26 protein-coding genes are annotated in these 23,430 nt (G+C 40.7%); 17 read left to right on the top strand and 9 right to left on the bottom strand.

Annotated elements, in window-relative coordinates; translation table 11 throughout:
* Positions 1-167 precede the first annotated feature (167 nt).
* The 8 genes from zwf (at position 168) to NST66_RS15610 (ending at position 8,941) form a co-directional block, all read left to right on the top strand.
* The gene (zwf, locus tag NST66_RS15645; protein ID WP_071272855.1) at positions 168-1,670 is read left to right on the top strand and encodes a glucose-6-phosphate dehydrogenase; all 1,503 of its coding nucleotides are present in this window, start codon (positions 168-170) and stop codon (positions 1,668-1,670) included.
* Between the two features lie 28 nt (positions 1,671-1,698).
* A complete protein-coding gene (tkt, locus tag NST66_RS15640) occupies positions 1,699-3,693 on the top strand; it encodes a transketolase (RefSeq protein WP_221777902.1) in 1,995 nt (664 codons plus the stop codon).
* Positions 3,694-3,731: 38 nt separating this feature from the next.
* Positions 3,732-4,625, top strand: coding sequence for a phosphogluconate dehydrogenase (NAD(+)-dependent, decarboxylating) (gnd, locus tag NST66_RS15635; protein ID WP_221777901.1), 894 nt, complete (start codon positions 3,732-3,734; stop codon positions 4,623-4,625).
* Positions 4,626-4,674: 49 nt separating this feature from the next.
* Positions 4,675-5,343: a fructose-6-phosphate aldolase gene (gene fsa, locus NST66_RS15630; RefSeq protein ID WP_340843476.1), complete on the top strand. Its 669-nt coding sequence runs from the start codon at positions 4,675-4,677 to the stop codon at positions 5,341-5,343.
* Positions 5,344-5,420: 77 nt separating this feature from the next.
* On the top strand, positions 5,421-5,906 hold the full coding sequence (locus tag NST66_RS15625; protein ID WP_340843475.1) for a hypothetical protein: 486 nt from the start codon (positions 5,421-5,423) through the stop codon (positions 5,904-5,906).
* A gap of 328 nt (positions 5,907-6,234) precedes the next feature.
* Positions 6,235-7,515, top strand: coding sequence for a glycosyltransferase (locus tag NST66_RS15620; protein WP_340843474.1), 1,281 nt, complete (start codon positions 6,235-6,237; stop codon positions 7,513-7,515).
* A 23-nt stretch (positions 7,516-7,538) separates the two neighbouring features.
* Positions 7,539-8,195: a TetR/AcrR family transcriptional regulator gene (locus NST66_RS15615; protein ID WP_071276997.1), complete on the top strand. Its 657-nt coding sequence runs from the start codon at positions 7,539-7,541 to the stop codon at positions 8,193-8,195.
* Between the two features lie 152 nt (positions 8,196-8,347).
* Entirely contained in the window at positions 8,348-8,941 is a 594-nt protein-coding gene (locus NST66_RS15610; RefSeq protein ID WP_221777898.1) for a hypothetical protein, read from the top strand.
* A 40-nt stretch (positions 8,942-8,981) separates the two neighbouring features.
* Here the strand turns inward: NST66_RS15610 and NST66_RS15605 are convergent, their stop codons facing one another.
* The 6 genes from NST66_RS15605 to NST66_RS15580 form a co-directional block, all read right to left on the bottom strand.
* Positions 8,982-9,335 carry a DUF1516 family protein gene (locus NST66_RS15605; protein ID WP_340843473.1) on the bottom strand — a complete coding sequence of 118 codons (354 nt, stop codon included), beginning with the start codon at positions 9,333-9,335 and terminating at the stop codon, positions 8,982-8,984.
* Positions 9,336-9,489: 154 nt separating this feature from the next.
* On the bottom strand, positions 9,490-9,912 hold the full coding sequence (locus tag NST66_RS15600) for a NucA/NucB deoxyribonuclease domain-containing protein (RefSeq protein ID WP_013083984.1): 423 nt from the start codon (positions 9,910-9,912) through the stop codon (positions 9,490-9,492).
* 140 nt (positions 9,913-10,052) lie between these two features.
* A complete protein-coding gene (locus tag NST66_RS15595; protein WP_340843472.1) occupies positions 10,053-10,517 on the bottom strand; it encodes a FixH family protein in 465 nt (154 codons plus the stop codon).
* A 29-nt stretch (positions 10,518-10,546) separates the two neighbouring features.
* Positions 10,547-11,929 (bottom strand): PepSY-associated TM helix domain-containing protein, encoded by a 1,383-nt coding sequence (locus NST66_RS15590; RefSeq protein WP_221777896.1) that lies wholly within the window; start codon positions 11,927-11,929, stop codon positions 10,547-10,549.
* Between the two features lie 131 nt (positions 11,930-12,060).
* Positions 12,061-12,702, bottom strand: coding sequence for a response regulator transcription factor (locus tag NST66_RS15585; RefSeq protein WP_340843471.1), 642 nt, complete (start codon positions 12,700-12,702; stop codon positions 12,061-12,063).
* Complete coding sequence (locus tag NST66_RS15580) at positions 12,703-13,524, bottom strand: sensor histidine kinase (RefSeq protein WP_340843470.1); 822 nt, start codon at positions 13,522-13,524, stop codon at positions 12,703-12,705.
* A gap of 222 nt (positions 13,525-13,746) precedes the next feature.
* Between NST66_RS15580 and NST66_RS15575 the strand changes: the two genes are divergently transcribed.
* The 3 genes from NST66_RS15575 (at position 13,747) to NST66_RS15565 (ending at position 15,570) form a co-directional block, all read left to right on the top strand.
* Positions 13,747-14,580 (top strand): AraC family ligand binding domain-containing protein, encoded by an 834-nt coding sequence (locus NST66_RS15575; protein ID WP_071272889.1) that lies wholly within the window; start codon positions 13,747-13,749, stop codon positions 14,578-14,580.
* A gap of 27 nt (positions 14,581-14,607) precedes the next feature.
* Positions 14,608-15,237, top strand: coding sequence for a LysE family translocator (locus NST66_RS15570; RefSeq protein WP_340843469.1), 630 nt, complete (start codon positions 14,608-14,610; stop codon positions 15,235-15,237).
* 153 nt (positions 15,238-15,390) lie between these two features.
* Complete coding sequence (locus NST66_RS15565) at positions 15,391-15,570, top strand: hypothetical protein (protein WP_153253241.1); 180 nt, start codon at positions 15,391-15,393, stop codon at positions 15,568-15,570.
* A 42-nt stretch (positions 15,571-15,612) separates the two neighbouring features.
* Here NST66_RS15565 and NST66_RS15560 read toward each other — a convergent pair whose 3' ends face one another.
* The gene (locus tag NST66_RS15560) at positions 15,613-15,960 is read right to left on the bottom strand and encodes a transporter (protein ID WP_340843772.1); all 348 of its coding nucleotides are present in this window, start codon (positions 15,958-15,960) and stop codon (positions 15,613-15,615) included.
* 217 nt (positions 15,961-16,177) lie between these two features.
* Between NST66_RS15560 and NST66_RS15555 the strand changes: the two genes are divergently transcribed.
* Genes NST66_RS15555 through cotJC form a run of 3 tightly spaced genes read left to right on the top strand, consistent with a single transcriptional unit; the run spans position 16,178 to position 17,274 of the window.
* Positions 16,178-16,426: a spore coat associated protein CotJA gene (locus NST66_RS15555; RefSeq protein ID WP_081356379.1), complete on the top strand. Its 249-nt coding sequence runs from the start codon at positions 16,178-16,180 to the stop codon at positions 16,424-16,426.
* Positions 16,423-16,683, top strand: a complete 261-nt coding sequence (locus tag NST66_RS15550) for a spore coat protein CotJB (protein WP_025751042.1) — start codon at positions 16,423-16,425, stop codon at positions 16,681-16,683. The genes NST66_RS15555 and NST66_RS15550 overlap by 4 nt, the downstream gene beginning before the upstream one ends.
* 21 nt (positions 16,684-16,704) lie before the next feature.
* Positions 16,705-17,274, top strand: coding sequence for a spore coat protein CotJC (cotJC, locus tag NST66_RS15545; RefSeq protein WP_340843468.1), 570 nt, complete (start codon positions 16,705-16,707; stop codon positions 17,272-17,274).
* A gap of 70 nt (positions 17,275-17,344) precedes the next feature.
* Here cotJC and NST66_RS15540 read toward each other — a convergent pair whose 3' ends face one another.
* Entirely contained in the window at positions 17,345-17,713 is a 369-nt protein-coding gene (locus NST66_RS15540; protein ID WP_340843467.1) for a nuclear transport factor 2 family protein, read from the bottom strand.
* A 303-nt stretch (positions 17,714-18,016) separates the two neighbouring features.
* On the opposite strand from NST66_RS15540, the gene NST66_RS15535 reads away from it, so the two are divergent.
* Both NST66_RS15535 and NST66_RS15530 read left to right on the top strand, forming a co-directional pair.
* Positions 18,017-18,595, top strand: a complete 579-nt coding sequence (locus tag NST66_RS15535; RefSeq protein WP_071272900.1) for a TetR/AcrR family transcriptional regulator — start codon at positions 18,017-18,019, stop codon at positions 18,593-18,595.
* 26 nt (positions 18,596-18,621) lie between these two features.
* Entirely contained in the window at positions 18,622-21,771 is a 3,150-nt protein-coding gene (locus NST66_RS15530) for a bifunctional cytochrome P450/NADPH--P450 reductase (RefSeq protein WP_340843466.1), read from the top strand.
* Positions 21,772-21,841: 70 nt separating this feature from the next.
* Here NST66_RS15530 and NST66_RS15525 read toward each other — a convergent pair whose 3' ends face one another.
* Entirely contained in the window at positions 21,842-22,780 is a 939-nt protein-coding gene (locus tag NST66_RS15525) for a helix-turn-helix transcriptional regulator (RefSeq protein WP_340843465.1), read from the bottom strand.
* Between the two features lie 90 nt (positions 22,781-22,870).
* Between NST66_RS15525 and NST66_RS15520 the strand changes: the two genes are divergently transcribed.
* Positions 22,871-23,389 (top strand): dihydrofolate reductase family protein, encoded by a 519-nt coding sequence (locus tag NST66_RS15520; protein ID WP_221777891.1) that lies wholly within the window; start codon positions 22,871-22,873, stop codon positions 23,387-23,389.
* Positions 23,390-23,430 lie beyond the last annotated feature (41 nt).

The following is a 23,430-nucleotide window of genomic DNA, read 5'->3' as shown; positions in this document are numbered from 1 at the left end:
TAAGCTGCTATAAGGTTTAAAGAACAAAAGAAAAAATGAAATGAATTTTTACGAGTTTTATATCTTGACGAAAAAATATTTCAGGAATAAGATAGGTTACATAAAGTAACGAGTGAAAAAAAAGTTACTTTTTAAAGATTATATTTTTCCTAACAGGAGGAAGAGATATGGAAGCGATGACTTTTGTTTTATTCGGTTCAACAGGTGATTTAGCGAAACGCAAAATTTATCCTGCACTCTATAATTTATTTGTAGACGGGAAAATCCCTAAATCAATTTCTGTTGTAGGACTAGGCAGAAGGGAGATGTCCGATGCAGACTTTCAGAAAAAAGTAGAAGAATCTATTCATACTTTTTCACGTCGCGTCGAAAAAGATTCATCTCTTATGCAGCATTTTCTATCAGCTTTTCGCTACAGCCCATTGGATGCAACGAATGCTGAAGATTATAAAAAGTTGTTTAATCTAGTAGAAGCACGCGAAGAGGAACGAAACATTCCAAGCAACCGAATGTTTTATCTCTCCGTTGCACCAGAATTTTTTGGTACGATTGCCGAGCATATTAAAGACAGTGGCTTAGGTGCTACAAAAGGTTGGAAACGGTTAATTATTGAAAAACCGTTTGGCCATGATCTACAGTCCGCTCGTCAATTAAACGAAAACTTAAGCAAAGCGTTTAAAGAAGAAGAGATTTACCGCATTGACCACTATCTTGGCAAGTCGATGGTACAAAATTTAGAAGCGCTGGAATTCGCTAATCCTATTCTTCAATCATTATGGAATAACGAACATATTGCGAATATACAAATTACAGCAAGTGAAACGGTCGGCGTAGAGGAAAGAGCAAGCTATTATGACCATTCAGGAGCCATTCGAGATATGGTTCAAAATCATATGCTGCAAATGCTGATGATGACGGCTATGCACTTACCGGCCCGCATTAGCGCTGATGATATTCGAAACGAAAAAATAAATGTGTTAAAAGCGCTTCGTCCGCTTGTAAAAGAAGATATGGATCTAGACGTTGTTCGCGGTCAATATGAGGCTGGAAAAATAAACGGATCTTCAGTGCCGAGCTACATAAATGAGCCCGGTGTATCACCATCTTCTCAGACGGACACGTTTTTAGCAGCCAGACTATATATCGATAATTCGCTTTGGAAAGGCGTTCCTTTCTATATTCGTACAGGAAAAAGAATGGCGGAAAAAGCGACGCGAATTGTTATTGAATTCAAAGACTCGTTAAAAGAGTTGTACTTAGACAAAGGAGAAACAACATCTCCAAATCTGTTGATTATTGAAATCAACCCGAACGAAAATATTACGCTGCAGTTAAACAGCAAAAATCCATTTAATCATGGTCATATTGAGCCTGTACAAATTAATTTCTCAGGTCAGCAAGAAGGAGCACCGGAAGCATATGAGCGCCTTATTGCAGATGCATGTGCTGGAGATTCTACATTTTTTGCTCATTGGAAAGAAGTAGAGCTAGCTTGGGAATGGGTTCAGCCGCTTCTTGAAGCATTTGATGAAAATACAGTACCGCTTCATAAATATGCGGCTGGTTCACACGGCCCTGATGCATCACATGCACTGGTAGAAAAAGACGGCTTTAAATGGTGGTTGGATAAAGAAACAGCAGATCAATCACGCGAAGTACAGCCAGTTTAATACAAACAAATTGAAAGAAGGATGAAACATGAGTACCAACATAGACACACTCGCAGTTAATACGATTCGCACCCTGTCAATTGATGCAGTAAACGCAGCCAATTCAGGCCATCCGGGGCTTCCGATGGGAGCGGCTCCAATGACCTATGCGCTGTGGGCGAATCACTTACAGCATAATCCGGCAAATTCAAGCTGGTTTAACCGAGATCGTTTTATCTTATCAGCCGGTCATGGTTCAAGCTTGCTGTATAGCATGCTTCATCTAAGCGGATACAATGTATCAATAGAGGATTTAAAAAGCTTCCGCAAGCTAAACAGTAAAACACCGGGTCATCCTGAATTTGGCCATACGGACGGCGTGGAAGCAACAACAGGTCCTTTAGGTCAAGGAATTGCTAATGCAGTCGGAATGGCAATGGCAGAAGCTCACTTAGCAGCAAAATTTAATCAACCTAATTTTCCTGTCATTGATCACTATACGTATACCTTAGTAGGTGATGGTGACTTGATGGAAGGAATTTCTTATGAAGCGATGTCCATGGCTGGCCATATGAAGCTTGGCAAACTTATCGCTTTATATGACTCCAACGACATTTCGTTAGACGGGGAATTAAATCTTTCGTTTAGTGAAAATATCCAGAAAAGAGCGGAATCTGCAAACTGGCAGTATTTACGTGTAGAAGATGGAAATGACGTAGGAGAAGTCACAAAAGCCATCGAAGAAGCGAAGCAAAACACCGAACAGCCAACGCTTATCGAAGTGAGAACCATTATTGGCTACGGAAGTCCAAAAGTAGCGGGAACAAATAAAGCACACGGCAATCCGCTTGGAGAAGAAGAAGCAAAAGCAACAAAGCAAGCCTACGGCTGGGAAACAGAAGAAAACTTCTATGTTCCAGAAGAAGTAAAAGCTCATTTTGAAAAGCTAGAAGAAAAAGGGATGAAAGCAGAAGCAGAGTGGAACGAGCTGTTTGCTTCTTATCAAAAAGAATACCCTATGCTGGCTGATGAATTAGAACGTGCCATCACGGGCGAAGCGTTAATTGAAGTAAATGATATTTTAACATTTTCATCAGAAAAAGCGATGTCGACTCGCGTTGCAAGCGGAGAAGCGATTAATTATTTCACTAAATCTGTGCCATCTATTTTTGGAGGCAGCGCTGATTTATCGCATTCCACGATGACTGATATTAAAGAAGAAGGCCCTTACGCACCAGAATATTTCGGTAATCGAAATATTTATTTCGGAGTACGTGAACATGCAATGGGAGCGGCCGGTAATGGAATGGCTCTTCACGGAGGTGTGAAGCCGTTTGTCAGCACATTCTTTGTTTTCAATGATTACTTGCGTCCAGCGATTCGTTTAGCTGCACTGCAAAAGCTGCCGGTCACATATGTGTTTACTCATGATTCCATAGCAGTAGGAGAAGATGGACCAACTCATGAGCCCGTTGAACATTTAGCTTCTCTTCGTGCAATTCCAGGGCTTACCGTAATCCGTCCGTCTGATGCAAACGAAACAGCAAGCGCTTGGGCTTACGCTCTTCAGCAAGCGGAAGGCCCTGTAGCCTTAGTGCTTAGTCGTCAAAACTTGCCTGTATTTGAAGAAACAAAACAAAATATCAACGACCTAGCTAAAGGAGCTTACGTATTGACCGAAACAAACGATAAGCCGGAGATGATTTTTATCGCTACAGGTTCTGAAGTAGCACTAGCGGTCAATGCTAAAACTCAGCTAGAACGTGAAGGTACATCCGTACGAGTTGTAGCGATGCCTAGCTGGGAGCTGTTTAGCAAACAGTCAAAAGAGTATCAAGAACACATCTTGCCTGAATCTGTTTCAAAACGAATCTCTCTGGAAATGGGGATTTCACTTGGCTGGGAACGCTTTGTAGGGCCAAAAGGAAAAGTTTTAGCAGTTGACACATTTGGTGCTTCAGGAACCGGAGCTGATGTGATGAAGCTGTTTGGATTTACAGAAGAAAACGTAGTGGCACAGGCAAATGAATTACTAAAGGCTTAAATAATAAGATAAAAAGATAAATAGAAGGAGCTGTTCATATGAAATTAGGATTAGTTGGTTTAGGGAAAATGGGGATTAACTTAGGACAAAATTTATTGGATCAGCATCACGACGTTGTAGCATTTGACGTAAATTCAAACGCAGTGGAACAAATGAAAGAGTACGGTGCTTCAGGAGTATCAAGCTTACAGGAACTTGTTCAGTCACTAGAAATACCAAGAGTTGTATGGCTGATGGTTCCTCATACGGTTGTTGATTCTGTTATTAGTGAAGTGAAGCCTCTTTTAGCTGAAGGAGATATCGTTATTGAAGCCGGAAACTCTCATTACAAAGAGTCTATTCGACGCTATAACGAGTTAAAAGAAAACAAAATCCACTTTATGGACGTTGGAACATCCGGCGGAATGGAAGGCGCTCGTAACGGCGCTTGCTATATGATTGGCGGAGATCGTGAAGCGTGGGAAATTGTTGAACCTATTTTCCGCGATACAGCAGTAGAAAACGGATATCTATACGCTGGAGAAGCAGGGAGCGGGCACTTTTTAAAAATGGTTCATAACGGCATTGAATACGGCATGATGGCTGCAATCGGAGAAGGATTTGAAGTTCTTGAAAAAAGCCAGTTCGACTATGATTACGAAAAAGTGGCGAGAGTATGGAACAATGGATCTGTTATTCGTTCATGGCTAATGGAATTAACAGAAAATGCGTTCTCTAAAGATGCTAAACTAGATGACATCAAAGGAGTTATGAACTCTTCTGGTGAAGGGAAATGGACGGTAGAAACCGCTCTAGATCTTCAAACAGCTACGCCAGTTATTGCGATGTCTTTACTGATGCGCTATCGCTCGCTTGAAGATGATACCTTCACAGGAAAGGTAGTTTCCGCACTTCGAAACGAGTTTGGCGGCCATGCTGTGGAAAAGAAATAACAAGTGAAATAGTGGGTATAGTAAAAAAAACTAATGGAGGAATGAAAAAATGAAATTTTTTATTGATACTGCAAACCTTAACGATATTAAAAAAGCATACAAATTGGGCGTTTTATCTGGCGTTACAACAAACCCTTCTCTTGTTGCAAAAGAAGGCGTAAAGTTTGAAAATCGTATTGAAGAAATTTTAAAAACCGTTCCAGAAGTAGAATCCGTTTCAGCAGAAGTGACGCCGGATGCCGAGACAGCAGAAGACATGATTGCCCAAGCAGAAGAATTAATCAAAATTAACGGCGGGGATCAAAACATTACGATTAAGCTTCCAATGACACTCGCTGGACTAGAAGCGACTCGCTACCTTGCTAAAAAAGGTGTAAAAACAAACGTAACGCTTATTTTCACTGTAAACCAAGCGCTTTTAGCGGCTCGTGCAGGTGCAACATATGTATCTCCGTTCCTTGGTCGCCTTGATGATATTTCAGAAGACGGCGTGCAGCTTGTGGCTAAAATTGCCGAGCTGTTCCGCATTCAAAACATTGACTCTCAAATCATTGCGGCTTCTGTAAGACATCCGGACCACGTTACACGCGTAGCTCTTGCCGGAGCTCATATTGCAACTATTCCATATTCAGTAATCGAGCAGCTTGTTAAACATCCTTTAACCGAACAAGGAATTGAAAAATTTGCGGCTGATTGGAAAAACGCTGTTCAAAACTAAGTAAAAGATAAAGAACGTGCGCATTCTAGAAAAGAATGCACGCGTTCTCTCATACTATCCTTAAAGAGGTAAACACCATGAATACAGTAGACGCTAAGATGATTAAAACCCAATACGGTTTAGAGGTTTATGTAGATGATGTAGAGCATATTAACTTTAAAAGCCTTCATGCGCCGAAAGTTAACCAGCCGCTCTATCGCATTGAATTTGAAATTGGCTACTTTTTATTGAAAGAACACAGATATTACGAATACGAAAAAAACTATTTTTGGCTTGCAGTAAGCGAAGATTTTAGTAAGCTAATTATTCAAGAACCTGATATGGAAAGTTTATTTGGAGCTAAAAGCGAAGACGAAAGAACGGCAACAAAAGAGCTTTTAAGTCAGTGGCTCATTCATACCGAGGCTTATAAAAAGCAATTAAACCAGCATATTAATGACTGCAAAAAAAGTAATGAAACAAATGAGGGCATAACGGCTATTTTAGAAAAGTTGCTTAATATATCAGCAGCAGACATTGAACAAGCCCCCATTGAGAAATTAGCTGCTTCACGAGCAGTTTAGCTTGAAAAATAGGTAACTATTCATAGCTCTAATAGGTAAAAGATGCTTCGTTTAAAACACGAAGCATCTTTTTTCATTCTTTATAAAGAGGGGGTTATCTTTAGAATACTCTTTCAGGAGGCGCTTTCTCAATGATTAAAGACATCTATGTTACGTTTTTGGACTTAAGACAAGCAAATTCAACTATGTAACTTTACGAAAAGAGCCTTAGAAAAAGAAAGGATAGCAATAAAAATGACAATATTGTCGTTTTTGTTGACGAATTAATCGGAGAAGGGTACATTATATTAAAACGACATAGTTGTCGTTTTAATATAAGGAGGCTGAAATGATGCTTATTACGATGTTAACAACAGGAACGCGAGGAGACACCCAGCCTTTTATGGCTTTAGGATTAGAGTTAAAAAAGAAAGGATACCGTGTACGAATTGCGGCTTCAGAAGCTTACCAAAACTTCATCGAATCGTATGGATTTGAATATGCCATGCTTCGAGGAGATGTTTCTAAAATTATAGAGAGCGGAGCAGCAGACGACGCAATTAATGCAGACAATCCTCTCAAATTTTTTTCAAGCTTAAAAAATGAAAAGTTGATGGGTATGATGATTAATATACAAGAAGATTTGCACAAAGCATGCAGAGGAGCCGATGCAATTATATATCATCCAGGTGCGGCAATTGGTTACTTTGCTGCTAAAGAGATGAATATACCAAGTATCCTAGCCAGCCCTTTTCCAATGACACCAACAAAAGACTATCCAGCTTTAATTTTTTATGATCGACCACGATTTGGAAAAATATATAATAAGCTGACGCATCGTATTTTTGAATGGGGATTTTGGAAAGTAGTAAGTGGTCCTTTAAAAAAATATTGGGTTCAGCAGCATGGAGAAGGACCTGACGATTTTTTATGTCCGTACCAAAAGCAGCGTACAGCAGCTAACCCAACCATTATTTCATCAAGTCCCGCCGTATTTTCCGTATCTAAAGATTGGCCTGAACACGTTCATTCCTATGGAAACTGGTTTATGGACAGTGATCATAGCTATCAGCCGGAAGAGAAGCTGGAAAGATTTTTAAAGGATGGAGAACCGCCGGTTTACATTGGATTTGGCAGTGTTGGGGATAAAAAAAACGCAGGCGAAACGACTGCTTTAGTGATTAAAGCCTTAAAACTTGCCGGGAAACGAGGTATCATCAATATAGGAGGAAGTGGAATGAATCACACGGGGGAGATAACAGAAGACATTTTATTTGTAAAAGATATCCCTCATGAGTGGCTGTTTCCTAAAATGTCTGCCGTTGTTCATCATGGAGGAGCGGGAACAACAGCCGAAGGCCTTCGAGCCGGTGTTCCAAGTGTTATTATTCCTTATGGAAATGACCAATTCGCTTGGGGAAGAAAAATTCATGAGCTAGGAGCTGGAGCAAAAGCCATTCCGAGAAAAGAATTGACAGCTGAAAAATTATCCGCAGCCATTTCCTATACGCAAGTTAATGAAATTCGATCCAAAGCACAAGAAATCGGAAAACAAATCCGAGCTGAAAAGGGAGCTGAAAAAGCAGCTCAGGTGATTATTGATACACTCGAGACATTCGGGCATAAATAAAAAAGTAAGCGAGCGTGAAAAAAATGCCAAAAGTAAGGGAAGGATACGCTGAAAAAAAGAAGCAAGAGATTTTAGAAGCAGCCAAAAGAGTATGCAAGAACAAGCCGGTGCATGATGTAGCCATGCGAGATATCGTTTTGGAAGCTGGAATGAGCCAAGGAGGCGTGTACAAATATTTTTCAAACCTTGATGAAGTATTTGTCGGACTTCTTAATCAAGAAAGCGTCAGCTATAAAGTAAAAGATAAAGTTGAAGAGCTCCTTCAGACAAAGAAAGCCTCCTTTGAAATGCTGCATGATTTCATTATGTATATTGGAGAGCATATCCAAGAATCGATGACAGCAGGAGGAGAAATTTACTTTGAACTAGTAGCATTGTATTCAAAAGACCCTCAGCGTTTTATGAAAATTGAAGATCAGCTAGTTGAAGTATCAAACCTTAAATATATTCAAAAAAAGCTTCACGACTTTATTACGGAACAAATAGAAGTAAAGAATTTTTCTCCGGCTGTACCAACAGATGATCTGCTAGCTTTTATGGCTACAACGATCAACGGAATTACACAAAATCCAGCGCCGGTTTACAACATCGATGAACAGAAACAAGTTGCTGAGGCGGCAAACGTAGAACGGCATGTCAATACGCTGTCAATAGCTGTCCGAAAGCTGTTAGGTGAATAAGCACAGCTGCAATCTTGAAATGTTCCCTATAGTATTGCTAGCAGCGTTAAGTATAGTTAGAAAAAAAGTACTCACTTCTTCGTCTCCTTTGAATAGTTTTGCGAAAATTAAGCATAATACGACTGCAAACTATATTTAAGGAGATGGTAAAAATGAAAAAAGGGCTTATCATTGCTTCCTCAGTTCTTTTTCTTTCAGGCTTAGCTGCATGTGGAGGAAATAAAGACAATAACGCAATGGACAATACTCAAAATGACTTACGCAACACTGCTACAAATGACGGAGTAGATAATAATATCCCAATGGATAACACTGATCAGCCGACCAAGTCAGTTGAAGCAGCGCAAAATGTAGAAGATATGAAGGAAGTTGACGATGCATATGTGCTTCGCGATAATAATAACGCCTATGTAACGGTAGACTTAGCTGGAAATGACGCAGCGGATAACAATGATAACGGCAAGGTGAACACCGTAACGTATAACGGGGATACTTATCATGAAGTTTCAACTGATTTTGAACAAAAAATTGCGGACCGCGTAAGAGAAGCAGATAGTAAAATCGACAAAGTATACGTGGCGTTTGTAAACACGGGCTTAGACAATATGAACAACAACAATAACGTACCTGGCGTAGATAAAAATGACAAGATGTATCGAGATGATGAAAAAGACAACAACCGTGATCCAGAAGATATTGTAGAAGATCCAAAAGATATGATGGACCGTAACAACAAAGATCAATAACATCAAAAAGGCCTCTGAATCACCAGAGGCCTTTGGTTCATTAACTAAGTTCAAGTAAAGAAATAAAAATCGGAAAAACACAGCAAGAAACGGCTGAAATAAAATCAAGCTCGTTCTGTTTTTTTGCAGAAAGCGTGAACTCCATCAAAATAATTGTCAGGATACTCATGAAAAGCGTTGCATAAAAAAGAAAATCGCGCTGACTTTCCACTAAAAACAACACCGCATTTAAAATCAAAATAACGGCATAAAGAAACTTAAGCAGCACGTGAAGCTGCATGCTGAATTTATTCTCTCGTTTGTAGCGCAAGATATAGACAAAAAAGAAAATAAATAAAGTTAATTGCCATGAAGCAGGAAGTAGCTGCTGCCATAGATTGTCCAAGAAACTCATTCCTCCTATAAAACAATGATGCATATATGTAACACACACGTTTTTATTTTAAAAGTGAAGAGTATCTTTAGGCAAGAACAATTTCTCTTTTTTTATTCTTTTTCTTATACAGGCTCTCAACATAAAAAAAGAACGGTCGCGATGACCATTCTTTTTATTTCACTTCAATTAAAACCTTCGTGCCGTCTGGAAACTCGTCCACTTGATGTGAGATCCAAGACCCGGCGCCTCGGTTGTCTGAAGGCTTTACATATTCAATATCTGCACCGTTTCCGCCTTCTTCACAAAAGGCCATCGGAAACTCATCTCGATCGTAGCCGCTTTTAGTCGGAATGCCTTTTAAAGATTCACGGCGGTTTTCTTCAGCACCGTCTCGGTCGATTGTACAAACAGCCGATTTTCCTTTATCGATTGCATGTTGAATGTGCGCTGCAGTTTCAGGGTAACGATCAGCAGGGAAGGTAATTACTTCATCGTAGGAGGTATTCGTTGAAGAGTTCTGCTCTAACGGATTTCCTTCAATCATAACAATAACGGCTAATACTAAAATTAAAATACCAGAAACAATTTTTTTCAATCTGTAAAACTCCTTTATAAAACGTTTATCACTTTTATTTTAAAGTAATAAGAAAAAAATGTAAAAACATATAATGGAACTAGCTAGAATTCATAAGAGAAATATAAGCTCACGTTCAGCCGCTGAACGTGAGCTTATGTCTAATGATGAGAGTGATGATGATGCGTTTCGTTTTCAGCTGGCTGCAGTGAACGCAACTCTTCTTTCGATAATTTGCCTACTGCGACTTGCTGAGTAGGAAGGATGTGCTCACCGCGGGCATTAATATCGGTTTTAATATAGTAAACACCATCCTCTTTAAAGGTTGCTTTGGCTTTATACATACTGCCGTCATAATGTGCCTTTGCTGTTTCAACTTTAGCGGGAGCATCTTTTTTCCACACTTTAAACTGAACGAATTTGGCATCATCCACCGTTTTATTTTCTTGCATTACGTGCACTTCTAGTATCTGTGTGCTCTGTGGCTCTATATTTTCAGGAAGCATCACATGCGCAGACAGAGGCTTTGGCTGCTTGTAGAGCTGGTCTGCGTTACTGTTTACAGAGCACGCGGAAAGTACAAGCGTACTAAGTATGACCAATCCGGGTATTTTCCATTTGTTCATTGTTACTGCACCTCACATCGTTTCATAAATCATGCGTTTAAAAACCGCTTCAATGCTGGAATTCGTTTGATAACGAAGAAATCTAAAAGCCACACGATAACTAAGGACAGTCCGACTAAAGGAAAGAGGATACCAAACACGACGATTATACACGTCACCATTCGCATTGCATTTCCTTCAGGAACTTTTGGAGCCCCCATATTTTTAGCAGGCTTCCGTTTCCACCACAGTAAGGCCCCGCTGATAGCGATACCAGCAATTCCGATACAAATAATAAGGCCAATAAGCTGATTGATAAATCCAAACTGTGTACCTTTATGAAGCGTAATACCAAGCGCAATCAATTTTCCCATAAATCCATAATTGTCGTACCGATAATCTGCTAACACAGCTCCGGTGTATTGATCAAGGTGAATGGTGGCTTCATCCTGAGCTCTTGGGGAAAAAACAGAAAGTGTATACACGCCTTGAGCGTCTTGCGGAATAGAAATGGTGTAGCCGTCGTGCATATGCTGTTCTTGTGCAATACCCACAATGTCATCAAGCGATACTTTTGTATATTGCTGAGCTGTGGAGCTTGGCACTTCTAACGTTTCAGCTCCCCAAGGCACGTCCGCAACATCTTTTGTTTGCACGGTTGAAGTAGGAGCACTGCCTACCCAAATAGACGGAGGGTACCCAACGCCTGCGTTTGTGGCGACTTGCTGAAACGCATTGCCCCACAGTCCTGACCACGGAAGTCCCGTTAGGACAAGAAAAAGCATCCCGGCTGAAATCCAAAAGGCCGGTACTGCATGAAGGTCGCGTATCAGTACGTTTTTACCTTTTGAAAAACGAGGAATCAGCACGCCTTTTATTTTGTCTTTTTTACGCGGCCACCATAAAAAAGCACCGGTTACAATTAAGACAATTGCCCAGCAGGCCGCAAGTTCTACGATACGATCACCGGCTGTTCCTGCCATCAGCTCTCCGTGGAACTCTTCAATTTGATTCATCAAGCGACTCGAATCATCTAATTTCCCTATAATGTGACCATTGTGAGGGTTAACAAAAATCGTATATGTACTGTCTTTTAATGAAATTCCTACTTCTGAAGAACGCGTAGAGCGCTCACTGGGCTTATAACTCAACACATCAGCGCCAGGATACTTTTCCTTTACAGCCTGCACTTGTGCTGAAGGGGATACGGACTGTGACTGAGCTTGTATATGATACAAGTCGTGGTATAGTCTTTCTTCAATTTGAGGCTTGAATAAATACATCCCGCCGGTAACAGCTAATATAAGAAGAAACGGAGTAAACACTAAACCTGCATAAAAATGCCAGCGCCATATGGCTTTGTATAGACCTTGAGAACGCGCCGTGCTTTTTTTAGCTGTACTCGCTGATTCTTCGCGCTTTTCCTGCATCATTTTTTCCTCCTTTTTACTAACTAACGTGCTTTTATTATAGAAGGAAAGGGAGAATTAGCCATCACCCCTGAGAGTGATTGTTGGGGCTTATAAGAGGAAGCTGCTAATAAAAAAACAGCTCGTGAAAGCTGTTAGTTCATTAAGCCGTTTTGAAACGCATAGCTTGTCAGCTGCACGCGATTTTCTAAATGAAGCTTGCTTAAAATGTTTTTTAAATGGCTTTTTACCGTGTGTTCAGAAATAAATAACTGCGTGGAGATATCGCGGTTTGACAGTCCTTTAGCCACTAATTGAAGTACTTCAAGCTCCCGTGCAGAAAGGGGAGTATCTGGCTTTGTAATCGATGTTTCCTGCGGAAACTCTTTTAAAATTTGAAACGCAATTTCTTTTGACATAGGAACTTCGTCTAAAGCGAATGCACGCAAATAGTCGTACCACACTTCAGACTGGAGGTTTTTTAACAAATAGCCCTGGGCGCCTTTTTTCAGCGCATCAAATAAATCCGTAATATCGTCTGAAACCGTGATGACCACAATTTTAACGTATGGAAACCGAAGCTTAATTTGTTTAGTTGCTTCTAAACCGTCCATAACAGGCATTCCAATATCCATTAGTACGATATCGGGCATTAATTTTTCGGTCAGTTCAATGGCTTCTTGCCCATTGGTTCCTTCGCCAACAATAATAAAATCTTCATATTCTTCTAAAATATCGCGAATGCCTTCTCTCGCATGAGCATGATCATCTACAATCAAAATACGAAACGGCTGCATTTACATAACCCCCTTTTTAATGCTAACAATGGTTTGGTTCTGTTTTCGCTCAATGGAAAAGTCCCAGTTCATGTCCTTCGCACGATCTTTCATAATTTGCAGGCCAAGACCAGCCTTGAGAGATTCAGAGGTGAAACCTATACCGAAATCTGTAATTTCACAAATCCATCCGCTGGCCGTTTCACTGGCTTTAATCCAGATTTTATTTGTTTTTGCATGTTTAATGACGTTCATAGCAGCTTCTTTCACACAGGCAAACAGCTCATTTTTTTCTTTTCTCGACAGCGTTGTTTCTGACAGTCTCCAATCTAAATTTACATCTAGTAAATGAGTATGTGTTAAATCATCGACGTATTGATGGATGCTTTCAGTCCAGCTTTCTGAAGAGTCTGAAGGAGAATGCTTTAAATTTGTAATCGCTTGGCGCGTATCGTCGTGAACATGCTGCAGAGTTTGCTTCATTCGGATAAAATCGGGATCCTGCTCTAAGCTGTTTTTTCTTCCGAACTTGTTCATTTTAACAGACAGGAGAAACAGCGACTGCGCAATGCCGTCATGCAGTTCACGAGCTAATTTTTCACGTTCAATAAGCGCTGCTTTGTTTTCTTTTTCTTGCCTTAGTTCCTCTTGTATTTTTTCTAAAATAGAAAATAAATAGCGGACAAACACAAGCGTGACAAAAAAGACAAGCAGCGGAGAAAGCACATTTCCCATATCCATTGAGATGTAAGGGAGCAAAAAGGCATGGCGAACATACTCCCAAAGCGCGATGGTCAGAGTTGGAAGAAGCAAAATCAGCCATTTAATTTGTCTATATTTCACGGTACCCCTTCTTTCGTCCATAAAATGTGTCTATATTTTATCATTTGAGCGGAAAATTACTAGAGGAAAGAAGAGAAATCACTCTTAAGAGTGATTAGTACCACCCGTAGCTAAACGGATAAAATAATGAAAAAAAGTCTTATCTGCAATATCATACAAGAAAAATGTTCGAGTGAATGGTATGGTTAAAAAGCTTAGTATGTGACAAGGAGGGGCCGATTGATGACAAAAGAAATTCGCACGGCGCACGTTGACGCCGATTTACATATTGAAGCTTATCGTTTTAAAGGGATTATGCAAAAGTTTCCTGCTCATTTTCACGAGTATTATGTGATTGGATTTATTGAAGAAGGTCAGCGTCATTTAATTTGCCAAGGCAAAGAATACATCATTAATCCAGGAGATTTGCTGCTGTTTAATCCGTATGATGTCCATAGCTGTGAACAAATAGACGGCAAAACGCTTGATTATCGTTGTATTAACGTGACGCCAGAAGTGATGAAAAAAGCTGTTTTTGACATTAACGGCAGTGAAAGTCTTCCGCGTTTTAACAGCAGCGTGGTGCAAAGAAGTGATGCTGTCTCTAGTTTAAAAGAGCTTCATTTACAAATTTTAAATGGTGAACGGGAGTTTAAGAAAGAAGAGTTATTTTTATATTTGCTAGAAGAACTCATGCAGGATCATTCAAATCTTTCTTTTCTTTCGTCAGCCGTTGACACGTCCCATGAAATCACAACAATCTGCAGCTATTTGGAAGACAACTATACAAACAAGATCACGCTGGATGAGTTAAGTCAGCTAATTGGATGGAGCAAATACCGGCTGCTGCGCTCTTTTACAAAGCAAAAAGGAATCTCTCCATACAGCTACTTGGAAACAATTCGAATCAATCAGGCTAAAAAGCTGCTAGAGCAAGGAAGAAAACCGATTGACGTATCTTTTTTAACTGGATTCAATGATCAAAGTCATTTGACTCGATTTTTTAAAAGTCAGGTTGGGCTAACACCAAAACAATACATGAAAATCTTTGAAAGTGAAAAGAAAACAGGATGCTAGTAATAGCTTAGAAGGGAGAGGAGAGCTGTGGATCATTTAGCTGCTTACATGCTGATGGCGCTGGTTATGTCGATGATACCTGGTGCTGATACAATTCTTATCATGAAAAATACGCTTCATCACGGAGCAAAAGCAGGACGTTTTACCATACTCGGCATGGCTACAGGCCTCACGTTTTGGACGTTAATTGCTGTGCTTGGCTTGTCTGTTGCTATTGCGCAGTCGGTGTATCTGTTCAACACGATTAAATACATAGGGGCAGCGTACTTATTTTACTTAGGCATCAGAATATTTCTGACCAAAAATACGCTCTCATTAGAGGCCATTTCAGAAGAAGCAAAAACTGTAAAGTCTTCATCTAGTCGCTGCTATAGAGAATCATATATGCAGGGGGCTCTTAGTAATTTTCTTAATCCTAAAACGGTATTAGTTTATATTACGTTTATGCCACAGTTTATTAACTTGGATGCACACACAAATCAACAGCTGCTGATACTCGGTTTTATTCTGACGCTTATAGCGGTAGGGTGGTTTTTAATTTTGGTGTATGTAATAGATTACATGAAAAGGTGGCTTGAAAAACCGGTGTTTCAAAAAGCTTTTCAGAGATGCAGCGGCGTGCTGCTGATTGGTTTTGGAATAAGAACAATAGTGTAATAGTGGTTAGTAGGCAAAAAAAGCTGGGGTAAAAATATGTTAGTTAGAAGATCCGAATGAGTTTGATTCTTGATGGAGAATCAAACTCGTTCGGATTTTTTTATTAGTATGGTGAACATAGCCTTCATATATTTATTCAGTTATTTTTAGCTGTTGATTGGAGGGCAAGGCGAAGACTCCTGCGGGAAAAGCGGAACAGGTGAGACCCCGCAGAAGCGCAAGCGACGAGGAGGCTCACCGGCCGCCCGCGGAAAGCGAAGTCTTGCACGGAAATCAACAGCGGTGTCACAAGCGACCCATACTAGTTCATGTATCCAATTTGCTCGTCTCTAGGTTGTATTGATTTAGCTATGTCTCAATCTCTTTTCTTAACGTTTAAAAACACGTAAACGAAACAATTTGTCGTGTATCCACACCGAAAATAGTACAAAAACGTCCGTTCCATCTAAATCCTGCAACCGATCGCGGTCCTACAAAAATAGGAAAATACCAGAAGCTAGAGCCGTTTCTAAGCCATATGAACGTGTTGCGGAATAGACATAGAGAAATGGCTCCTGGGTCAACGGCAAATGGAGTTGCCATTTGTTGAGGCGGAATAAATGCCGGCGGAGGAGAAGTTGGAGCTTGCTGCGGGTTAGGTGTAGGTAAACCGCCTGGTGGCCTAGGTGGACCGGGCGGGAGCTGAAGTCCAGGAAATCTTGCGGGGTAAGAATAAAAATCCATGTAATTAATGTCCAATTTTTAATCACCTCTATTTTTTTATCACTATTTTATAAAGTATGAGAAAGCTGCCTAAAGGGATTGGGCAACTATAACGTTGTTTACATAGGTCTTTTTTATGAAGAAAAGTTTGGTTCCTAAGTCGGAAATAAATTCCTTCATGAACTCGATAACAGCTGAATAGGATAAAACAGAGTGTGTTTTTAGAGGAGGACTTCTCATGGATAACAATCCAAAAAAGATGTTTACACCGGTTAAGACCTATCAACCTTTCCACGGTATCTATGATCCGTGCCGGCCGATAGGAGTTAAATATTATTCTACGCCGCCTCAATTATACATGGGATTTCAGCCCCCGAATCTGCAGCAGTTTTCACCGAAAGAAGCACTAAGAAAAGGAACGCTGTGGCCGGCTTTTTGGGACTACTATGAAAATCCATACAAAGATAAGAAGAGGGATGAAGAATGAAAAAACTACCTCCGGAGTACTATCAGGATTTAGAAGAAATACAGGCGATTGATTTTGCATTAGTAGAATTAACGCTGTATTTAGATACCCATCCGAATGACCAGCAGGCTATGCAGCAGTTTAACGAATACGCGCAGCAGGCTATGCAGTTAAAAAGAAACTTTGAAACAAAGTACGGGCCGCTCCAGCAATATGGAAACAGCTATACCGACGGAAAGTGGAGCTGGGGAACAAGCCCTTGGCCATGGCAAATATAAGCAGATAAAGGCGGGAACTATATGTGGGTGTATGAAAAGAAATTGCAGTATCCAGTGAAAGTAAGCACGTGTAATCCAACGCTTGCCAAATATTTAATGGAACAGTACGGGGGAGCGGACGGAGAGCTGGCAGCAGCACTTCGGTATTTGAATCAGCGCTATACAATTCCCGATAAAGTTGTTGGACTGTTAAACGATATTGGTACAGAAGAGTTTGCACATCTTGAAATGATTGCGACGATGATTTATAAGCTAACAAAAGATGCTACGCCGGAGCAGCTGAAGGCAGCGGGATTAGCAGAACACTATGTAAACCATGATAGTGCACTTTATTATAATAATGCTGCTGGCGTTCCGTTTACAGCTACGTATATACAGGCAAAAGGAGATCCGATTGCAGATCTTTATGAAGACATAGCGGCAGAAGAAAAAGCAAGAGCTACATATCAATGGTTAATTGATATATCAGATGATCCCGATTTAAACGACAGCTTACGATTTTTACGAGAAAGAGAGATTGTTCATTCACAGCGGTTCCGTGAAGCCGTTGAGATTTTAAAAGATGACAGAGACAGTAAAAAAATCTTTTAACTAGCCAAAAAACATCCCCCTTGGCAAATGAGAATAAAAGGAGGGATGTTTTTTGTTGTGGCAGCGTTGATTATACGCTAGAGCTGCAGTGACAAGAAACAATCTTTAATTTTCCTCCAACATCTTTCCAAATTCGCGTATAGCTGTATTCGCCTCCAAGGGCTTCACCGGTTGCCAGCGATCCATTTACCGCTACCTTTGTAACCGTAACGGCAAGTTCTTGAAACAGTTTAATTTCTTGTTCCAACACTTCGATGCCTGTTATATCAAGACTTTTAGAACGATACGTATCTATATCTTCCTCTTTTGAAAGCCGTTGTCCCAGATGATTCACAAAAATAAGCTCGTTTGAAAGCAATTCTTCTAACAGCTCTACGTTACTAGAAAGTATGGCTGAACGAAGCATTTCCTCGTATTCTATCACTTTGGCTTGATTCATTTTTTTTCCTCCTTTACGCCTTATGTAACACTTTTCTATTTCCACGTTGCTTTTCCTTTAAACTTCTTCCTTTAATAGATTGTGTTAAATTATGTTAATCAAGGGGATAAGTGGACTAATTTTCTGTAAGCACAAAAGATTCTGAAAGACTCTGTTAATTACCTTTAAATGGTATAAAATTAGAATAAAAGAACCTTTTATTTCCACTTTTCTAGTTATCTTTTTACTATTAAGATGCAGTTTTTTATACTTGTAATTGTAACGGAATGAACGTTCATTCCGTTTTTGGAAAGAGGTGATAAAGTGGAATCTACTCCAACAAAACAAAAAGCGATTTTTTCTGCTTCGCTTCTGCTGTTTGCAGAAAGAGGATTTGATGCAACAACGATGCCAATGATTGCAGAAAATGCCAAAGTAGGAGCAGGAACAATTTATCGCTACTTTAAAAATAAAGAAAGCCTTGTAAACGAACTGTTTCAGCAGCATGTAAACGAGTTCTTACAGTGCATTGAAAGCGGTCTGGCAAACGAGAGAGATGGATACCGAGATGGATTTCATCATATCTTTGAAGGTATGGTGACATTCACTAAAAATCATCCTCGTGCTCTTGGTTTTATTAAAACTCATAGCCAAGGAGCTTTTTTAACAGAAGAGAGTCGCTTAGCATATCAAAAGCTAGTGGAATTTGTTTGCACATTCTTTAGAGAAGGACAAAAGCAAGGTGTGATTAGAAATCTTCCCGAAAATGCACTACTTGCTATTTTATTTGGAAGCTTTATGGAGTTATATGAACTAATTGAAAATGACTATTTAAATTTAACGAATCAATTACTTACAGACGTAGAAGAAAGTCTTTGGGCAGCACTTAGCAGACAATCATGAAACTTAACAAGTGAAAGAGGGATAACATGACAATTAAAGAAATGCCTCAGCCAAAAACGTTTGGAGAGCTTAAAAACTTACCGTTATTAAACACAGATAAACCAGTTCAAAGGCTGATGAAAATTGCGGATGAACTAGGAGAAATCTTTAAATTTGAAGCGCCTGGCCGTGTAACGCGCTACTTATCAAGTCAGCGTCTAATTAAAGAAGCATGCGATGAATCACGCTTTGATAAAAACTTAAGTCAAGCGCTTAAATTTGTACGTGATTTTGCAGGAGACGGATTATTTACAAGCTGGACGCACGAAAAAAACTGGAAAAAAGCGCATAATATCTTACTTCCAAGCTTCAGTCAGCAAGCAATGAAAGGCTACCACGCGATGATGGTCGATATCGCCGTGCAGCTTATTCAAAAGTGGGAGCGTCTAAATGCAGATGAGCATATTGAAGTACCGGAAGATATGACGCGCTTAACGCTTGATACAATCGGTCTTTGCGGCTTTAATTACCGCTTTAACAGCTTTTACCGCGATCAGCCGCACCCGTTTATTACAAGCATGGTCCGTGCACTGGATGAAGCGATGAACAAGCTGCAGCGAGCAAATCCGGATGACCCGGCTTACGATGAAAATAAGCGTCAGTTTCAAGACGACATTAAGGTGATGAACGATCTTGTAGATAAAATTATTGCAGATCGCAAAGCAAGCGGTGAACAAAGCGATGATTTGTTAACGCATATGCTAAACGGAAAAGATCCAGAAACAGGTGAGCTGCTTGATGACGAGAACATTCGCTATCAAATTATTACATTCTTAATTGCGGGACACGAAACAACAAGCGGTCTGTTATCATTTGCGCTGTATTTCTTAGTGAAAAATCCACATGTATTACAAAAAGCAGCAGCAGAAGCAGCGCGAGTTTTAGTAGATCCTGTTCCAACCTACAAACAAGTTAAACAGCTTAAATATGTGGGTATGGTCTTAAACGAAGCACTGCGCTTATGGCCGACGGCTCCTGCATTTTCTCTATATGCAAAAGAGGATACGGTGCTTGGAGGAGAATATCCGTTAGAAAAAGGCGATGAACTGATGGTTCTGATTCCTCAGCTTCACCGTGATAAAACGATTTGGGGAGACGATGTAGAAGAGTTCCGCCCAGAGCGTTTTGAAAACCCAAGCGCGATTCCGCAGCATGCGTTTAAACCATTTGGAAACGGTCAGCGCGCGTGTATCGGTCAGCAGTTCGCTCTTCATGAAGCAACGCTTGTACTTGGTATGATGCTAAAACACTTTGACTTTGAAGATCATACAAACTACGAGCTAGATATTAAAGAAACGTTGACGTTAAAACCTGAGGGCTTTGTGGTAAAAGCAAAATCGAAACAAATTCCGCTTGGCGGCATTCCTTCACCAAGCCGAGAGCAGTCAGCTAAAAAAGAGCGCAAAACCGTAGAAAACGCTCATAATACGCCGCTGCTTGTGCTATACGGTTCAAATATGGGAACAGCCGAAGGAACGGCGCGGGATTTAGCGGATATTGCGATGAGCAAAGGATTCGCACCGCAAGTCGCAACGCTTGATTCCCACGCAGGAAATCTTCCGCGTGAAGGAGCTGTGTTAATTGTAACGGCTTCGTATAACGGACATCCGCCTGATAACGCAAAGCAGTTTGTCGAGTGGTTAGACCAAGCGTCTGCTGATGAAGTCAAAGGCGTTCGCTACTCCGTATTTGGATGCGGCGATAAAAACTGGGCTACTACGTATCAAAAAGTGCCTGCTTTTATTGATGAAACGCTTGCGGCTAAAGGGGCAAAAAACATCGCTGAACGCGGCGAAGCAGATGCAAGCGACGACTTTGAAGGCACATACGAAGAATGGCGTGAACACATGTGGAGTGACGTAGCAGCCTACTTTAACCTCGACATTGAAAACAGTGAAGATAATCAATCTACGCTTTCACTTCAATTTGTCGACAGCGCTGCGGACATGCCGCTTGCGAAAATGCACGGTGCGTTTTCAGCAAACGTCGTAGCGAGCAAAGAACTTCAACAGCCAGGCAGTGCACGAAGCACGCGACACCTTGAAATTGAACTTCCAAAAGAAGCTTCTTATCAAGAAGGAGATCATTTAGGTATTATTCCTCGCAACTATGAAGGAATAGTTAATCGTGTAACAGCAAGGTTCGGTGTAGATGCATCACAGCAAATCCGTCTGGAAGCTGAAGAAGAAAAATTAGCGCATTTGCCACTGGGTAAAACAGTATCAGTAGAAGAGCTTCTGCAATATGTAGAGCTTCAAGATCCTGTTACGCGCACGCAGCTTCGCGCAATGGCTGCTAAAACGGTCTGCCCGCCGCATAAAGTGGAGCTTGAAGCCTTGCTTGAAAAGCAAGCGTACAAAGAACAAGTACTGGCAAAACGCTTAACAATGCTTGAACTGCTGGAAAAATACCCGGCGTGTGAAATGGAATTCAGCGAATTTATCGCTCTTCTTCCAAGCATGCGTCCGCGCTATTACTCAATTTCTTCATCACCTCGCGTCGATGAAAAACAAGCAAGCATCACGGTCAGCGTTGTTTCAGGAGGAGCGTGGAGTGGATATGGAGAATACAAAGGAATTGCGTCGAACTATCTTGCCGAGCTGCAAGAAGGAGATACGATTACGTGCTTTGTTTCCACACCGCAGTCAGGCTTTACGCTGCCAAAAGAATCTGAAACACCGATTATCATGGTCGGACCGGGAACAGGCGTCGCGCCGTTTAGAGGCTTTGTGCAGGCGCGCAAGCAGTTAAAAGAACAAGGACAGTTGCTTGGAGAAGCGCATTTATACTTTGGCTGCCGTTCACCTCATGAAGACTATCTGTATCAAGAAGAGCTTGAAAACGCACAAAATGAAGGTGTCATTACGCTTCATACCGCTTTTTCACGCGTACCAAATCAGCCGAAAACATACGTTCAGCACCTGATGGAACAAGACGGTATGAAATTGATTGAACTTCTTGATCAAGGAGCGCACTTCTATATTTGCGGAGACGGAAGCCAAATGGCGCCTGACGTTGAAGCAACGCTTATTAAAAGCTATGCTGAAGTTCATAAAGTGAGTGAAGCAGACGCTCGCTTATGGCTGCAGCAGCTAGAAGAAAAGGGCCGATACGCAAAAGACGTGTGGGCTGGGTAAATAAAAAATAACCTCCGCTATTTAGCGGAGGTTATTTTTATAGCCAGATTGAGACATAACTAAACCCACCTCATTTTTTATAGCGTCTTAGCGTTTCTTCTGCGTGACGGCAGATTTTTTCAATTAGCTCCTGAGGTTCTTCAATTAAAGCATGAGCACCTAAGGTATAGAAAAAAGAAGCCATGTAGTTTAATTCATTACCATCAGTTATCGTATCAATATAGCCACCGCCATCCCGCGCCGCCTTCACATGATTTTCAAGCCAGGGAACGCCTTTACACTGACGAACGCCTTCGTGCGTCAAGGTTACTTTTAACGAAATCGGCTGTGTGTTTACGGGTTCTTTTTCAAGCCATTCCTTTAACGTAAGAGACATCTTTTCGTCTTTTTCTAGAACCTTTAAGGAGTGAATACGATCCGCTCGAAACAGTAATACTTTTTGTTTATCGTAGGAATAGGCAGGGCAGTACCATAAACCGTTATGAGCATAAATTCCAAGGGGTTTGACTTGTTTTCTTGTCTGACCCGTCTTTGAATCATAAAAAAATTCAATATATTTTCCTGCAAGGCTTGCTTCTAACAGCTCTTTTAAATAAGAAGTGTCTAGGCTTCTTTTAGGATTCCAAAACGCGATATGAGCACTCATTTTATCTACTTTTTTCTTTGTTTCCTCAGACAGGTACACATAAAATTTTTGAAGAGCGGCATGAATCTCTGCATCAAACGGAAGGTCATGATAATACTGCAGAGCTTGATAAGCAAAAAAGATAGAAATAGCTTCTTCTTCCGTAAACAAAATAGGAGGAAGAATACGATTTTTTAATACTTTGTAGCCGCCGCCCCGTCCTTTTTCACTGTAAAGAGGCAGTCCTAATTCGCTTAAGTCCAGTAAATAGCGCTGAACGCTCCGCACGGAAAGACCAAATTCCTCCGCTAGTTCTTTTGCCGTAAACGTTCTTTTTGTATTAATAAACATGAGCATATCAACAAGTCGTCTAGACTTAGCCATTTATTTTCACCTTTTTCTTTTAATGTGACAAAAACTGTCGTATTAAAATGATATCATACAGAAACAGTAAAGTTGAAAGGAGAAAAGGAAATGAAGAAAAACATCGTCGTATATATTGCGGCAAGCTTAGACGGATATATTGCAAGAGAAAACGGAGAGATTGACTGGCTAGAAAGCGTTGAAGGACAGGGAGACAACGGCTACGAAGCGTTTTATCAAACGTGTGATGCGGTCGTTATGGGAAAGGCTACGTACGACCACGTGCTGAAGCTCACACCTGAGTTTCCTTATCACGATAAAAAGTGCTACGTGTTCAGCCGCTCAGCTCAAGGAAAAGATCAGTATGTCGAGTTTGTAAACGAAAGCGTGGCGTCATTTCTCAACAACCTCGATCAAGACGCTAAAAAAATATGGCTAGTAGGAGGCGCTGAGATTCTCGCTGATTTCTTAACAGCAGGGAGGGTGGATGAATTTATTATATCGGTCATTCCCGTTTTGCTTGGGGCTGGTATTCCGCTGTTTAAGCAAGGGATTCCCGAAATGCACTTGAAGCTTACCGATATGAAGCAGTACGGGCAAATCGCTCAGCTGTATTATGAAAAAGAATAAGCTTTTCGTAATAAAAACTCTTTCTGTAGTGTCGGTGTGCT

Source organism: Priestia sp. FSL W8-0524 (assembly GCF_038005965.1).
Taxonomy (GTDB): Bacteria; Bacillota; Bacilli; order Bacillales; family Bacillaceae_H; genus Priestia; species Priestia zanthoxyli.
The sequence above is the reverse complement of the archived record's forward strand: the minus strand, read 5'-3'. Positions and strand labels throughout refer to the sequence as shown.